The organism is Natrinema versiforme (assembly GCF_005576615.1).
GTDB lineage: Archaea > Halobacteriota > Halobacteria > Halobacteriales > Natrialbaceae > Natrinema > Natrinema versiforme_A.
This window is the reverse complement of the sequence record NZ_CP040330.1, coordinates 1,338,925-1,352,999: the sequence shown is the minus strand read 5'-3', so window position 1 is coordinate 1,352,999 and position 14,075 is coordinate 1,338,925. Positions and strand designations below refer to the sequence as shown.

Here is a 14,075-nt window from a genome sequence, read left to right as displayed (position 1 = left end):
GTGATCTGTCGTCGATAACTGATGGACCCGGCTTACGCGGTTTCGGTGACTGCCGTCTCGATGACCGCCCGCGCCTCCGCGACGAGTTCGTCGACGGAATCGCTCTCCGCGTAGAGGCGCACGTAGGGTTCGGTGCCGCTGGGGCGGACGAGCAGCCACGAGGCGTCCGCGAACTCGAGGCGGACGCCGTAGTCCGTGTCGACGGTCGCGTCCGGGAACGCATCGGGCAGGTCGTTCTCGAGGGCGGCCATGACGTCGGGTTTGGCCGGGTCCGGGCACTCGACGCTGACCTTGCGGTAGGGGCGTTCGGTGACCGGCTCCCGGAGCGAGTCGGTGTCGCCGGCGTCGGCGACGAGCGCGGCCACGACCGCGGCGCTCGCGACGCCGTCGATCCAGCCGCCGAAGGCGGTGTGGATGTGTTTCCACGGCTCGGCGGCGAAGACGATTTCGGTGTCGTCGGACCCGCGGGAGCGCTCCCGGGCGATGCCCTCGTGAAGCGACCCCAGTCGGACGCGTTCGACCCGGCCGCCGGCCGCGCGGACCCGCTCGTCGATGCGTGCGGAGGCGTTAGGTGTGGTGACGACGACGGAGTCGGCCGCGTCGCTGTCCGCCGCGTAGTGGGCCGCGACGACGGCGAGGACGGTATCCTCGTGGATTACCTCGCCGTCGGGGCCGAGGACGACGAGCCGGTCGGCGTCGCCGTCGTGTGCCAGTCCGAGGTCGAAATTGCCGCTCGCGGCGTCACCGCTCGCCCCGTCCGAGGCGCGTGGGGCCTCGCTGCCCCCAGCGAGGAACTCGGTGAACTCCGAGAGCGTCTCCGGGGTCGGTTTGCTCTCCCGGCCGGGGAAGTGGCCGTCGACGGACGCGTTGATCGCGACGACATCGGCCCCGAGGCGCTCGAGGACCTGCGGCGTCGCGAGCGCGCCGACGCCGTTCCCGCAGTCGACGGCGACCCGAAGCCCCGCGAGGGGGTCGGCCGGAGCGTCGCCGTCTCGAGACCGAGCGCCGAATTGTTCGCGAACGTAGGTTTCGACGGCCGAGCGGTAGCGATCGAGGACCGCGAGCCGCTCGGACTCGCCCCACTCGTCCCAGCGGGCGAGCCGGGAGTCGTCGCTCGCGACGCGGTCGTCGATGATCCGTTCGGCGTCGCTGTCGTACTCGACGCCGTCGACGAAGAGTTTGATGCCGTTGTCCTCGGGCGGGTTGTGGCTCGCGGTGAGCATCACGCCGCGACGCCCCTGCGAGGCGAAGGCGAGTGCGGGCGTGGGCACCTGTCCGACGCGGCGGATGTCCGCACCGGCGCTCTCGAGGCCGGCTTCCATCGCCGCCGCGAGCGCCGGCCCCGTTACCCGGCCGTCGCGGCCGACGACGAACGTTTCGCCGGGCTCGCCGGCGGCTCGACCGACCGAAAGCGCCAGCGACGGCGATACCTCATCGACCGGACCGCGGATTCCCGCGGTTCCAAAGAGAGTCATGTGCGCCCGTTCCGCGAGCAGCTACTTAGCAACGTTGCAACGGCTTGATCGGCGGCAACGGGCCTCGAGCCGTCGAAACCGGCTATTCGGCCGGCAGGTCGTCGATCAGGACGACGGCCTCGCCGTCGATCACGGTCGCGTCGTCGTCCTCGTCGCGGACGACCGTCTCGAGTCGGTACTGGTCGTTGCCGAGGTCCTCGACGATCTCGACGCGGGCCGAGACCCGATCGCCGATGCCGACGGGGCCGCTGAACTCGAGGTCCTGCGAGAGGTAGATGGTGAGGCCGGGGAGCCGAGCGAGGGCGGCGCTGATGAGCCCGGAGACGAGCGTGCCGTGGACGATGCGTTCTCCGAAGCGGGTGTCGGCCGCGAAGTCCCCGTCGAGGTGGAGTCGGTTCGTGTCGCCGCTGACGGCGGCGAACGCCCGAACGTCCTCGTCGGTCAACGCCTTCTCGAAGGTGACGGTGTCGCCGACGCTGATGTGGTCGGGGTCGTCGACGGTCCGGTCGAACTGCCAGTCGAGATCGGCGTAGTCGACCGACGGGACCGACGGGGCGACCCTGTTCGTCTCCGGCTCGTCCTCGCCGTCGGTGGAGGGCACCATCGCGGAAACGGCCGCACGATTCGCCGCTGTCGCAGTTCGAAGAAACCCTCGCGTCATCGCCGACCACGCGTTCGTCATGGCCGTCAGGTTGTCTTCGCCGCGGTTCTGGTATGGCATCTACGGGCGGCTAAGAGTGGGGTGTATATCACTTCTTTGGCTGTCACAACGCGGTTTTACCGCTCTGAAATACCGGTAAAATCCGGTTGGAACGCCGCTCTCTGGCACAGGTAGCCCGAAATCGTGACTCCCTCGAGTCATCCCTAGCCAGTCGTGACGGTCACCAGAACCATCAATCAGTGCACCGATCCGTGCTATACCATTCTCTGCCATCTAATGGTATCTAGTGGAAAGTCTTATCATGTCTGCGATCCAATGATCTATCGATGACGGACGACTCCGACCGATCGCCCTGGTTCCCGCCCGCGATGTTTACCGAGCAGATGCAGGAAGCGGGCGAGCAGGTCGCCGAATCCCAGCAGGAGATGATGAAACAGTTGCTACAGGCCACGTCGGCGAACCCGCTCGAGAATACGTCGGCCTTCGGGCCGATGAACATGGGTACGGCGACGTTCAAGGCCCGCGTCCAGAGCGGCGGTCGGATCAGCATTCCCGGCCCCGAACGGGAGGCCCTCGACATCGAAGAGGGCGATATCGTCCAGACGATCGTCGTCCCCGTCAAACGCGACCGAGAGGAGTAATCACGACCATGACCCAGAACCCATTCACCGCAGTCTTCGACGCACAGCGCACCGCACTCGAACAGAGCCAGTCCCTGACCCACGACGCCCTCGAGGCCCAGCAGACCTCGATCAGCGCCTTCGCCGATGCGATCGAGACCTCGAGTTCGCTCGCCGAATCCAACGCCGAGCTGACCAAGGGCGCGATCCACGCCTACTTCGACGCCCTGGAGGCCTCGCTGCCCGAGGAGGCCGCCGACTTCGGCGAGCTCCGCGAACTCGTCGACGAGAGCTTCGAGTCGGCCACCGAGGCCCAGTCCCAGTCGGTCGACGCCTCCCTCGAGGCCCTCGAGGAGTCCGAAGTCGCCTACGAGGAGTTCGCGGCGAGCTACTCCGAGGTCGTCGACACCTCCTTCGACGCGGCACTGGAAGCCCACGAACAGGTCGAGGCGAACGTCGGTGCCGTCGCCGAAAACGTCGAAGAGGCCGCCGACGAGTTCGACGTCTCGGCGTAACCCGGGGAACCGCTTTTCACAGTACGTAATCAATTTTCACCCATGTCCGACTCACAACCCCCCATGCAGGACTGGAACGCGTTCGCCGAACAGTGGAACGAGCAATTCCTCGAGGCGCTCGAGGACAACATGGAGGCGCAGGCGGAGTTCGTCGAGAGTTGGTCGGAGACGGTCGGCGAGGTCAGCGAGGACAACGAACTCTCCGACGGCGTCGAGGGCTACGCGAAGGCCTACGAGACGTGGATGACCGCCTCCCAGCAGATGGTCGACCGGATGAACGACCAACTGGAGGGCGAGGACGTCGACATCGAGGAGTTCCGCGACATCTGGCTCAACACGGCAAACGACGCGTTCAAGGATGTCATGTCGACGACCGCCTTCGCCAAGATGACTGGCGAGACGGTCGGCGACGTGCTCGAACTCCAGCAACAGGCCGACGAGGCGGCCCAGGAGACGCTCCGAACGCTCGGGTTCGCGACCGAGGAGGACGTGGTCGAGATCGGTGACCGCCTCGTCGAACTCGAGCGCCGCCAGCACGCCGTCGAGGAGAAACTCGACCGCGTCCTCGAGCACCTCGAAACCGAGCAATGAACAACCCCTTCGCAACCGCGCTGAACATGCAACGGCAGGCCTGGGAGGCGACCGCCGACCTGGCCGAGAAGACGCAGGTCGCCCCCGAGCGCACCGAAACCGTCGAGAACATCGAGGTCGGGCAGACGCCGAGCGAGGTCGTCTACGAGGAGAACAAACTCCGGCTCCTCCACTACGAACCGATGACCGAGGAGCAACACGACATCCCCATCCTCGTCGTCTACGCGCTGATCAACAAGCCGTACATCCTCGATCTCCAGCCCGACCGCTCGGTCGTCCAGACGCTGCTCGAGGCCGGCTTCGACGTCTACCTGATCGACTGGGGCGAGCCGTCCAAACTCGACCGCTCGCTCTCGCTCGACGACTACGTCAACCGGTACGTCGACAACTGCGTCGACGTGGTCCGCGAGCGCTCCGGGCAGGATTCGATCAACATCCTCGGCTACTGCATGGGCGGGACGAAGTCGGCCATGTACGCCTCGCTGTACCCCGAGAAGGTCGAGAACCTCGCGCTGATGGCCTCGGGGCTGTGCTTCGCCGGCGACGGCGGCGTCCTCGAGCTCTGGGGTGCCGAGGACTATTACGACCCCGAAACCGTCACCGAGACCTTCGACAACGTCCCCGCCGGGTTCTTAGACGTCGGATTCGCGCTGATGGACCCCGTCGCGAACAACGTGACGAAGTACGTCCGGTTCTACGACAACATGGAGGACGAGGACTTCGTCGAGAACTTCGCGCGCATGGAGCGCTGGCTCGACGAGGGGATCGACATGGCCGGCGAGGCCTACGAGGAGTTCATCCGCGACATCTACCAGGACAACAAGCTCTACGAGAACGAGCTTCGACTGGGCGGGGAACACGTCGACATCACGACCATCGACATGCCCGTCCTCCAGATCGTCGCCGAGTACGACCACCTCATTCCTCCGGAGGCCTCCAAACCGTTCAACGACGCGATCGCCTCGACTGACACCGAGGTCCTCGAGTTCCCGACGGGCCACATCGGGATGTCCGTCTCCTCGCGGAGCCACGAGGAACTCTGGCCGCAGGTCTGTGACTGGTTCGAGGAGCGGTCGAACGGCACCGATGTCGAATCGGAACCGGAGACGCCCGAGCCCACGGACGCGGACGCCGCTCTCGCCGAGGACGTCGAAGGCGACGAATCCGGTGCCGAGGATCTCGCGGACGGCGGAGCGAGCGTCGAGACCGGGTCGGATGCCGAGACGGATCTCGACGCCGAGACGAGCGACCGTCACGGCGAGGATCGTTCCGCGGACGAAATCGTCGAACGCGGCGACGACGACGTGCAGACGGAACCCGCGGAACCCGGCGAGATGACCGTCGACGAGGACGTCGTCGAGGAAGTCGCGGGCGAGGAAGCCGCGTCCGAAATCGAGGCCGAAACCGACGATCTCACCGATCTGACCGGCGTTGGCGGGGCGTACGCCGACGACCTCACGGCGGCCGGGATCGAGACGTTCGACCAACTCGCCGCGGCCGACGTGGCCGAACTCGCCGCCGAGACGGGGATCTCGCCGAGCCGGCTCGAGGACTGGATCGAACAGGCTCGAGAACTGTAGCGCGGTCTCCTTCCCGTCGAGGGCGGTCAGTCGGGTTGTTCTCTCCGATAGCCGGCCGGCAACTAACGGGTCGTTATTTATCACCGGTCGTCGAATGTGTGACTCATGTCCATGGATGGTCGCACCTGCGTAATCACGGGGTCGGCGAAAGGGATCGGTCGCGGAATCGCCGAATACCTCGGCGAAGAGGGGGCGAACGTCGTCGTCAACTACCGCTCGTCGGAGGGCGACGCCTACGAGGCCGTCGACGCCATCGAGTCGGCGGGCGGCTCCGCCGTCGCGGCCCAAGCCGACGTATCCACCCGCGAAGAGGTCGAACATATGCGCGAGGTCTGCCACAAGGCCTTCGGCCAGTGTGACGTACTGGTGAACAACGCCGGCATCACTGCTGACAAGCAGTTCACCGAGATGTCCCGCGAGGAGTGGGACCGCGTAATGGACGTCAACCTCGGCGGCATGTTCAACTGCACGCAACTGTTCTACGACGACATCTGGAACGCCGACGAGGGCCGACTGATCAACATCTCGAGCGTCGTCGGGAAACAGGGCAACTTCGGACAGGCAAACTACGCGGCCGCCAAAAGCGGGATGTTCGGCTTCACGCGGACGATCGCGCTCGAACTCGCTAAGGGCGGCTCGACTGCTAACTGCGTCGCGCCCGGGTTCACCCGGACGGACATGCTCGAGAGCGTCCCCGACGCGGTGCTCGAGCGGATCGTTTCGGGCATCCCGCTCGAGCGGTTAGCGGAGGTCGAGGACGTCGCCGCGGTGGTTCGGTTCCTCGCGAGCGAGGATTCGTCGTACGTGACCGGCGAAGTGATCGACGTCAACGGCGGGATGGACCTGTAGTCGGGTCCCGTTCTCAGTTCTATCGATCGGGGTCTTCGTCGTCGGCAGTTTCCGCCGGTTCGTTCGCAGGCTCGTCCGACTCGTTCTTTCCGGTTCTCCGGTGGGATTCAGGCGACTCTGGCGGCTCTGGCGGCTCGAGTACCGCCGCGAGCAGCGAGACTGGCCGGCTCTCGCGGAGATCCGCGAGCGACCGCGTCGATCGGAGCGCGACCGCCGAGAGCGCCGCGGCGACGAGATGGCCGGCGAACAGCGCGATCGAGAGCGCACCCAACAGGGTGAGCGCGAGCAACGAAACTGGTACGCAGGCGAGACCGACCGCGCCGGCGGTTCGAATCGGCTGTGCCCGAACCGCCGCGGCGGCTCGCGACACAGCGGGTTCGGTCCGCGAATTCGCGTAGCCGTCCGCGAGCCGGTCGCCCGTCCACTCGAGGACTCGAATGATCGGGCCGACCGTGTAGGTCTCTCGGAGATCGATCACGATCACGTCCGGGTCGGGCTCGGCCGTGAGCCACCGATAGCAGTACGAGGCACGGACCCACTGGGAGATCGTCTCGCCGAGGCGGCGCAGGCCGCTGGCCTCGACTGCGGCGGCGGCCCGCTCGGGGAGCGACTCGAGGAATCGAACGACCCGCGACCGCTCGAGTGCGCGATCCAGCATGATCAGTCGGTCTCGTCGATCGGTTCCGACGGCCCGCGGCGGAGCAGGTCGCCGCTGATGTCGTAGCGCTCCGTCCGGAGGGTGAGCCGGGAGCCGGTCTCGAGCGACCGACCGCCGAACGTCTGCGTGCCGGCCCGGTCGAACGTCACGAGATCCGCCTCGAGGTCGACGGCGATCGCCGACGAATTGTCCAGCTCGGTCGTCGTAACGTCGGTGACGGTCGCGACGGTTCGTCCCGCGAACCGGTACTCGTCGCCCGACTCGATCGCGTCGGCCGTCGTCGCAGACACGTTCGACTCGAGTCGAACGGTCGTCCGTGCGGTGCGCAGCGTCGTGCCGTCCTCCTCGAGTCGCTGGACGGTTCCCTCGAGTTCGTAATCAGCAGTGTCGATCGCCACGTCCGAACCGATTCGAACCGAACTGTTGTCGAACTGGAACGCCGTTTCGTCGGCGTCGGTCGGCGGATACTCACCGTCGATTTCGGCGCGGACGACCACGTGTCCGTCGTCGCCGCCGTTCGTCGGAGAGACGTATACGTCGGTGAGCGTGAGGTTGTGACCCTCGGTAGCGACGGCCACCTGATCGCCCTCCGCAACGGTCTCCGCGACGTAATCGGGCTGGGTGCCGAGATCGATCGTGGCGTAGCGCGTCGCCTGTTGGCTCGTATTGTTCTCGTCTCCCGTCTCGGGGCCGCCAGTTCCGTTTCCGTCGTTGAGGGCACCGACGACGGCGACGCCAGCGACCAGAACGGCGACGACGAGACAGACCGCGAGCGCGTCGATAACGTTGACGACGCCGAAGAGGTTTCCCTCGTCGTCGATCAGCGGCATGAAGTCCTCCGGATGTTCATGCGGGAGAAAGCCGGTTGCGGGACCATAGGCATTGTTATGTCGATGCTCTCGACGAGAGCGGTCGCCGGGCAGCCTACTGCGGTCGAATTGCGAACCTGTCGAGTGCGAACGCGATCACCGCGACCGAGACGGCGACCGCGAGGACCGCCGGATCCGAGGACACGTACAGACTCGGCGTCGGATGGCGCGCCCACGTGAACGGGTACAACCACGCGCCAGCAGCCCCGTCGGCGTAGGCCTTGACCCCGTCGATCACAAGGTGAGAGAGCACGCCCGCGAGGAGGGCGGCGAACGCCCGTCGGTGCCGGTCGGCGACGACCATCGCGCCGATGCCCGCGAGGACGATACCGCCGCCGAGCGTCGACAGTGCGCCGAAGTCGAAGGGGGTGCCGAGGGCCGCCTCGAGCGTTCCGTTCGCGACGAGCAGCGTGATCCGATTGAGATCCGGCAGGACCGCCCCAACCATCACGACGGCGATCCAGCGGTCCGGGATCGGGCGATACCAGCTCGCAATCGTACAGCCCGCGTACGCGAGCAGGACATGTGAAAGGAGATCAGCCACGGCGGTGTCCCTCCCTGGGTTCGGCGTCACGCTCGGGGTCGGCGGCTCTCGGTTCGAACGCGAGTTCCCGAACATCGATCCGCCAATGCCGGAGGAAGTGCCCCGCCGCGAGTAGCAGGCCAACGACCGACGCCCCGAGTTTGAACGCGGTCGCCGACGGATCACGGTTCACGACTACCGTTCGATCCGCGTGCATCGTCGACGCCGACTCGAGGACGCCGTACACCTGTACGACGCCACCCGGTTCCACTCGCTGTTCGACGCCGGTGACTGTGAGTTCGGCCGCAACTGCATCGCTGTCGTCCGTGACGTGGATCGTAATCGTTTCGGCGTCGGCATCGACGGCTCGAACCTCGCCGAACAGGAGCACGCGGTCGCCGACGAAGGCGTCGGCTCCCCGGTCCTGAATCTGATCACCGGTCGGGTGGGGCCAGTTCTCGTCGTACGCCGCGCCGTAGTGGACACAGAGCCCACCGAGGACGACGAGCAGTGTGGCGACGACGGCGAGCCTGATCGCGGGACGCATTCGGTGCCCGCGACGATGGACGGCGCGTCCTTGATCGTATCGGTACTCGAGCGAGTGTCGGTGCTCGAGTCGTGTTTGGGACTGGGTTTCAGGACTCGTTACTCGAGCGGTTCGGACCGAGGTGAGGCCTGTGCTCAAGGCTGGAGAGCACGAGTGCGGTCCCTGCTCCGACAGTGTTACTCGCGATATCGGCCATCGACGCGACTCGAGCGGGACGGAACAGCTGTCCCGCTTCCATCAGCGCGCCGTAGATGATCGTGACGCAGAACAGCAGGAGAATTGTGCGGGCACTGGTTGTCTCTCCGTCCGGAAAGGCGTACTCGAGGCTTAGTGCCAATGCTGCGTACGCGAGTCCGTGGCGCAGGTCAAACCAGTCGAGTTCGGGGATGATAATAATCGCTGCCCGCGCGCTATCGGTGGGACCGGTCAGTAACGCCTCGAGGGGCACCGTGATCGACGGCGGCGATGTGACGACCGACCAGTAACAGATGAGCCCCGCGACGAGGATGGCTGGGACCCATCGAACGGACGGCCCCGGAAACGGGAGACGGACGGGCATCGTCAGCGCGTTGTCCGTCGGCCGGCATAGTAAGGCGGCGGCTGCTACTCGTCAGGAGCGGACTACTTCGGATGGTGGTCATCGAGTACTTTCGGATTCGAGTCCCCAGACTGGTAATCTCACAGACAACTTCTACGAGCGCGGGACTATCTATGTTGGCCGTAAGTCGATGTAGAACCTTGCCGTTGCAGCGTTACCTATCAACTGTCCTGTAGGTTCAGACATAAACTGGTGCTTCGTAATGTCACTGGTCTCGAAACCACACTGCGATTTCCTGTTGGAACTGATCGATCCACTCGAGATCACCCTGTAGAACATCATATACAAGGTCGTGATCGACATTACCGTATCGATGTGCGAGATGGTTCCGAAAGCCAACGGCCTCCGCGAGCTTCGCGCCCGTCTCAGCGGAGACGATATCGGCCGCAACAAGCGCTTCGATTTCTTCGCGTGATGTCTCGGCGGTCTCGAGATTTCCAGCCGCTCGGATATGGCTCGCTAGATCGATACAGGACTGGATCGCGTTCATCAATGAACGTTCAACAGCACGTTGGAGGACGATATTGTCGAGATACTCCTCTCTGGCAACCTCACGCATCTCCTTACATTCGTTCGTATACTGGTTGATCAACTCGAGTCGATCCACGACGATCGCTTCATCGACCATTAGACGTTCCCTTCGGCGAGGCGATCAATGAATTCGCGTCGCCGCCGTTCACGCTGTTCGCTCGACTCATTGGTCTGCTGTGCGAGCTGTCGCTCGTCTGCCGCTTTCGTCGCGGGATCGCCGTACACGAGGAACCCATCTTGAAGCGCGTTCTGTGCGACGGTGTCGGGAAGCGCCTCGAAATCACTCACGTCCACGAAGGGAGCGGTATACGACTGGAGCGCGCTGTCAATTCGATTCCGCTGCCGAAACCGCTCGCGTCGCGAACACTCATCGACGAATCGTACGCAAACGTCGAGATCGGATGTCGGCGATCCCGATCCGGTGACAAACGATCCGAACAGGACGGCATAGCAAACGTCGGCGTCATCGAATACCGATCGAAACCCCTCGAGATCGATATCGACGGCGAGATCCCCATCCGAAACGCGAGCATTGTCCCGCATGATTCCATCTATGGGATGAACCATCTTATACCATCTGCCACAGTACTCCGCCGTTTTGCCATCGTCGAAAGCGAGTCATCGGTTTCACAGACGAAAGGACGAGGGGCATCGTATTCGAACGGGATTGAGCGGCAGTCAGCATCTTACCTCGGTCGTTACAGACCGGCCCTGTCCGAAATTCGCCTCCCTCGAGCGCGATGATTCGAACAACGATGTCGCGGCCGCGATCCTCGTATGAACCGGTTACAATCACGCGGTTTGTCGTGCCCGTACGAGAAGGTACGGACGTGGAATCTGTGTCGTTCATCACAAACCGGGAGGTGACACAGCGACAGGCGCATCGAATCGGCAAAACGTATGAGAGTCGGTGGGGAATCGAGACCTCGTATCGACAGATCGGAGACTTCCTCTCGAGAACGTCGTCGACGTTCTCGGTGCGGTTGTTCTACTGTGGCGGGGCAACGATCGACCATTGACCTCCTCCCACCCCTAAGGGGTGGGCTTTCGCTTCGCTACCGCTGTAAGGAACCGGCTGATCGCAGACAGCGACGCTTGCACAGTCTAACAGTCAGAAACGCTGGAGAGCGCTCTGAGTACGGCATTCCGGGCCCTGTGCTCGGAGGCCAGTGGATGATCCAGTAGCGAGACCGGAAGCGTTCATCCGTCGAGACGTTCGTGGCTGATCGCGTCGCTCCCCTTGAATACGATCACGACCGCAACCGGATCACGGTCGCGCTCGCTCGCCTCGTCGAGGTCCACCGTCGTGGCATCGCCCTTCGAAACCGTTTCGTAGTCGTCCCAGCCCTGCGGTTCGTGCATCGTCGGCTCGACGACGACCCCGAGATCATCGGCGGCGATCTCATCACCGCCCGTGTGTTCGATGGTCACGCTCCCATCGTCGGAATCGTATTCGACATCGAACTCGGCGTCCGGGACGACGACGTGCTCGGTAACCGCCCGCGGCTCATCGGGAACGGTCCACTCGACCGTGATCTCGGTACCGGCCTGGTACTCCCCGAGTTCGATCTCTTCACCGCCGGTCAGCGTCTCGTACTCGTCGGCCGGCTGTACGCCGGCCGGTTCGCCGTCGACGAGGAACCGGAAGGCATCGGCGTCGCGGTTCGTCTCCTCACGGTAGACGGCGACGAGTTCCCCGTCACGTTCCTCGATTCTAAACGCCAACCGTGGCTCCGGCGTGAAGTGGAACAGCGACCGGTGGGAGACGTAGCCGTCCCCCTCCTGGACCAGCATAACCGAGATTCGATCGTCGATCGCGACGTCTTCGATCACCACGCTATCGCCCTCAGTGAGGGTGTCGTACTGCTCGGCGAACAGGCGATCCCCGTCGCCCGATCGCGGTCCGTCACCAGCGTGCTCGACCGACAGCGCCGACGGATCGGCGGGCTGTGTACCCGTATAGACGAGTTCGATCGTCTCCGTCTCGGGTTCGTAAACCGCGTCGAGCGCGTCCCGACCAACGGTGATGCGGCCGAGATCGTATTCGGTGTCGTCGGGCCCCTCCCAGACGAGTTCGACCGATTCGAACGGGGCACCAGCAACGCGTACGTCATCACCGGGTGAGAACGTCTCGTACTCGTCGGCCGGCTGTGTCGCCGCCGGTTCGTCGTTGATCCGCAGTTCGAGGGCATCGGCGGCGATCTCGTCGCCCTCTCGGAACTCGCCGACGACCGTTCCCTCGGCATCGTCGTACGTGAAATCGACGCGACCGTGCGGGCGAAGGACCTGCTCCTCGATGACGACGGGATCGTCCGGATCGGGCTCGAGCCACTCGACGGTCACGGTGGTTCCGTGTGAAACCTCGCCGAGTTCGAGTTCGCTGTTCGCCGACAGGGTATCGGTTACGTCCGCGAACTGCGTTTCGGCGGGTTCGTCGCCGATCAGCACGCGGAATTCGTCCGCATCGTGTTCCCGATCACCTACGTACCGTGCGACGAGGGTCCCCTCGCGGCGATCGAGGTAGATACGCGGCGGTCGAACGCGAATCTGTGCCAGCGACCGCTGTCCGCGGTTCGGATTGGCCGGTGCCGTCGGCTCGAGCGAGACACGGTCGCCGAGTGTCACGTCTTCGACCGTGATGGTTTCGCCCTGTCCGAGCGATCCCGACACGCTCTCGAGATCTTCGAGCGTCGTTCGGTCGGTCCTCGTCGGTCCGTTGTTTCGGTCCTGGCCGCCGTCGCGCTGCCGGTGAACGATCTCGAGACGGCCCGGATCCGCATCGAGTTCGCCGGCGTACGTGATCTCCACCGAGTCCGTCTCGGGATCGTGGCTCGCCTCGAACGATTCCGAGCCGACGAGCGTCGTGGCGTAATAGTAGTAGACGTCCTCGCCCTCGTCGAACCAGCGCAGCCCGACATTTGCGACCGGCCCTGTCTCGAGTTCGAAGGAATCTCCCTCGGTAAACGTGTCGTACTCATCGGCGAGCTGTCGATCCGCGAGTTCGCCGTCGATCCATACCTCGAGGTCTGCGGCGTCGATTGCTTCGCCACTGCTGTGTTCGAACGTCACCCGTCCCTCGTCGGCGCTCGACTTCGCCCGAACGCGGGCGTCGGGCGCTGCGTCACGGTCGCGTTCGGGTGGCAGGTCGACGACCGCCTCGACGTGGGCGAACGTTCCGTCCCGCTCGATCGTTGTCTCGACGAACTCGCCCTGTTCGATGCGCTCGAGTTGCTCGAGGATCCAGTCGTCGTCGACGTCAGCATCCGACGCGAGTTCCAAGACGTACTCGGACTCGACCGTCCCGGTCCCCGACCGCTCCGCCGGCGACTCTTCGAAGCCAGCGCCGAACGATTCGACCCTGTCGTCGAACTCGAGATAGTCGATCGCCTCGAGGTCAGGGAAGAACACGACGAACTCCGCGGACTCGAGCCGTTCGAAGACGGACGTGGTTGCGTCGGGACTGACGAGGACCGTCTCAGTCTCTCCGGTGGCGGCATCGACCGCCGTTCCGGCAATGTCCGTCGGATCCGTTTCGGTCGCCGAGACGGCGATCAGTCGGTCATCTGCAGCGGCGAAAGCCTCGCCATCACTCACCTCGGCGATTCGCCAGTCACCTCGTTCCTCAGTGTTGGCGGCGTCCGTACTCGGGCGGTCGAACGAACCGGTCGCGGCGCTGAGTTGGAGATTACCGTTCTCCGTGTCGACCGAGACGATATCCGATACCGCTTCCGGGTCTATCTCGCCGTCGACCTCCGCTACCCCCTCCAGGATCTGCCGCGTCTGATAGTCGACGGCCTCCGCGTCTCGTCCGTCGACGTGGGAGTACTGCAGTCGGAGGTAGTTCGCGTCGAGGGCCGCATCCGCGGGGAGCAATTCGAGGACGGTCTCAAGGTCGCCGTCGGCCGACGACATCGCTTGGCCGTCGTCAGTTTGGTTCGTCGCCGCGCCGGCTGAACCGGAGAGGGCAACGGTCGCGACGATACCGCTTCCGACGATGACTTCGCGTCTTCGCATAGCTGGACCTTTCGAACGAATCACAGTTAAATGGATGGGATATT

15 protein-coding genes are annotated in these 14,075 nt (G+C 64.6%); 5 read left to right on the top strand and 10 right to left on the bottom strand.

Features of this window, described 5'->3' with window-relative positions; genetic code table 11:
* Positions 1-32 precede the first annotated feature (32 nt).
* Positions 33-1,475 carry a phosphohexomutase domain-containing protein gene (locus tag FEJ81_RS06625; RefSeq protein WP_138244541.1) on the bottom strand — a complete coding sequence of 481 codons (1,443 nt, stop codon included), beginning with the start codon at positions 1,473-1,475 and terminating at the stop codon, positions 33-35.
* Between the two features lie 82 nt (positions 1,476-1,557).
* A complete protein-coding gene (locus FEJ81_RS06620) occupies positions 1,558-2,196 on the bottom strand; it encodes a MaoC family dehydratase (protein ID WP_138244540.1) in 639 nt (212 codons plus the stop codon).
* A 266-nt stretch (positions 2,197-2,462) separates the two neighbouring features.
* On the opposite strand from FEJ81_RS06620, the gene FEJ81_RS06615 reads away from it, so the two are divergent.
* The 5 genes from FEJ81_RS06615 (at position 2,463) to FEJ81_RS06595 (ending at position 6,291) form a co-directional block, all read left to right on the top strand.
* Positions 2,463-2,777, top strand: coding sequence for an AbrB/MazE/SpoVT family DNA-binding domain-containing protein (locus FEJ81_RS06615; RefSeq protein WP_138244539.1), 315 nt, complete (start codon positions 2,463-2,465; stop codon positions 2,775-2,777).
* A gap of 8 nt (positions 2,778-2,785) precedes the next feature.
* Positions 2,786-3,271: a hypothetical protein gene (locus FEJ81_RS06610; RefSeq protein ID WP_138244538.1), complete on the top strand. Its 486-nt coding sequence runs from the start codon at positions 2,786-2,788 to the stop codon at positions 3,269-3,271.
* Positions 3,272-3,313: 42 nt separating this feature from the next.
* Positions 3,314-3,862 carry a poly(R)-hydroxyalkanoic acid synthase subunit PhaE gene (locus FEJ81_RS06605; protein WP_138244537.1) on the top strand — a complete coding sequence of 183 codons (549 nt, stop codon included), beginning with the start codon at positions 3,314-3,316 and terminating at the stop codon, positions 3,860-3,862.
* Complete coding sequence (gene phaC, locus FEJ81_RS06600) at positions 3,859-5,442, top strand: class III poly(R)-hydroxyalkanoic acid synthase subunit PhaC (RefSeq protein WP_138244536.1); 1,584 nt, start codon at positions 3,859-3,861, stop codon at positions 5,440-5,442. Before FEJ81_RS06605 ends, phaC begins: the two co-directional genes overlap by 4 nt.
* 105 nt (positions 5,443-5,547) lie before the next feature.
* Entirely contained in the window at positions 5,548-6,291 is a 744-nt protein-coding gene (locus tag FEJ81_RS06595; RefSeq protein WP_138244535.1) for a beta-ketoacyl-ACP reductase, read from the top strand.
* A gap of 19 nt (positions 6,292-6,310) precedes the next feature.
* On the opposite strand, the gene FEJ81_RS06590 is transcribed toward FEJ81_RS06595, so the two are convergent.
* The 8 genes from FEJ81_RS06590 to FEJ81_RS06550 form a co-directional block, all read right to left on the bottom strand.
* On the bottom strand, positions 6,311-6,949 hold the full coding sequence (locus tag FEJ81_RS06590; RefSeq protein ID WP_138244534.1) for a hypothetical protein: 639 nt from the start codon (positions 6,947-6,949) through the stop codon (positions 6,311-6,313).
* Between the two features lie 2 nt (positions 6,950-6,951).
* Complete coding sequence (locus tag FEJ81_RS06585; RefSeq protein ID WP_138244533.1) at positions 6,952-7,779, bottom strand: DUF4330 family protein; 828 nt, start codon at positions 7,777-7,779, stop codon at positions 6,952-6,954.
* Between the two features lie 94 nt (positions 7,780-7,873).
* On the bottom strand, positions 7,874-8,362 hold the full coding sequence (locus FEJ81_RS06580; RefSeq protein WP_138244532.1) for a metal-dependent hydrolase: 489 nt from the start codon (positions 8,360-8,362) through the stop codon (positions 7,874-7,876).
* Positions 8,355-8,888 (bottom strand): DNA-binding protein, encoded by a 534-nt coding sequence (locus FEJ81_RS06575; protein WP_138244531.1) that lies wholly within the window; start codon positions 8,886-8,888, stop codon positions 8,355-8,357. The genes FEJ81_RS06580 and FEJ81_RS06575 overlap by 8 nt, the downstream gene beginning before the upstream one ends.
* Before the next feature lie 88 nt (positions 8,889-8,976).
* Complete coding sequence (locus FEJ81_RS06570) at positions 8,977-9,447, bottom strand: VanZ family protein (RefSeq protein WP_138244530.1); 471 nt, start codon at positions 9,445-9,447, stop codon at positions 8,977-8,979.
* A gap of 244 nt (positions 9,448-9,691) precedes the next feature.
* Positions 9,692-10,114 (bottom strand): type VII toxin-antitoxin system HepT family RNase toxin, encoded by a 423-nt coding sequence (hepT, locus tag FEJ81_RS06565; RefSeq protein ID WP_138244529.1) that lies wholly within the window; start codon positions 10,112-10,114, stop codon positions 9,692-9,694.
* On the bottom strand, positions 10,114-10,560 hold the full coding sequence (locus FEJ81_RS06560; RefSeq protein WP_138244528.1) for a nucleotidyltransferase domain-containing protein: 447 nt from the start codon (positions 10,558-10,560) through the stop codon (positions 10,114-10,116). The genes hepT and FEJ81_RS06560 overlap by 1 nt, the downstream gene beginning before the upstream one ends.
* A gap of 657 nt (positions 10,561-11,217) precedes the next feature.
* Positions 11,218-14,031 (bottom strand): type IV pilin N-terminal domain-containing protein, encoded by a 2,814-nt coding sequence (locus tag FEJ81_RS06550; protein WP_138244527.1) that lies wholly within the window; start codon positions 14,029-14,031, stop codon positions 11,218-11,220.
* Positions 14,032-14,075: the final 44 nt, after the last annotated feature.

What these genes read in the sequence shown, in the direction of transcription:
- FEJ81_RS06550 (WP_138244527.1), bottom strand. Translation starts at nt 14,031, where the DNA reads ATGCGAAGACGCGAAGTCATCGTCGGAAGCGGTATCGTCGCGACCGTT.
- FEJ81_RS06570 (WP_138244530.1), bottom strand. Translation starts at nt 9,447, where the DNA reads ATGCCCGTCCGTCTCCCGTTTCCGGGGCCGTCCGTTCGATGGGTCCCA.
- FEJ81_RS06610 (WP_138244538.1), top strand. Translation starts at nt 2,786, where the DNA reads ATGACCCAGAACCCATTCACCGCAGTCTTCGACGCACAGCGCACCGCA.
- FEJ81_RS06605 (WP_138244537.1), top strand. Translation starts at nt 3,314, where the DNA reads ATGTCCGACTCACAACCCCCCATGCAGGACTGGAACGCGTTCGCCGAA.
- FEJ81_RS06595 (WP_138244535.1), top strand. Translation starts at nt 5,548, where the DNA reads ATGTCCATGGATGGTCGCACCTGCGTAATCACGGGGTCGGCGAAAGGG.
- FEJ81_RS06615 (WP_138244539.1), top strand. Translation starts at nt 2,463, where the DNA reads ATGACGGACGACTCCGACCGATCGCCCTGGTTCCCGCCCGCGATGTTT.
- FEJ81_RS06620 (WP_138244540.1), bottom strand. Translation starts at nt 2,196, where the DNA reads ATGCCATACCAGAACCGCGGCGAAGACAACCTGACGGCCATGACGAAC.
- FEJ81_RS06625 (WP_138244541.1), bottom strand. Translation starts at nt 1,475, where the DNA reads ATGACTCTCTTTGGAACCGCGGGAATCCGCGGTCCGGTCGATGAGGTA.
- phaC (WP_138244536.1), top strand. Translation starts at nt 3,859, where the DNA reads ATGAACAACCCCTTCGCAACCGCGCTGAACATGCAACGGCAGGCCTGG.
- hepT (WP_138244529.1), bottom strand. Translation starts at nt 10,114, where the DNA reads ATGGTCGATGAAGCGATCGTCGTGGATCGACTCGAGTTGATCAACCAG.
- FEJ81_RS06560 (WP_138244528.1), bottom strand. Translation starts at nt 10,560, where the DNA reads ATGCGGGACAATGCTCGCGTTTCGGATGGGGATCTCGCCGTCGATATC.
- FEJ81_RS06585 (WP_138244533.1), bottom strand. Translation starts at nt 7,779, where the DNA reads ATGCCGCTGATCGACGACGAGGGAAACCTCTTCGGCGTCGTCAACGTT.
- FEJ81_RS06575 (WP_138244531.1), bottom strand. Translation starts at nt 8,888, where the DNA reads ATGCGTCCCGCGATCAGGCTCGCCGTCGTCGCCACACTGCTCGTCGTC.
- FEJ81_RS06590 (WP_138244534.1), bottom strand. Translation starts at nt 6,949, where the DNA reads ATGCTGGATCGCGCACTCGAGCGGTCGCGGGTCGTTCGATTCCTCGAG.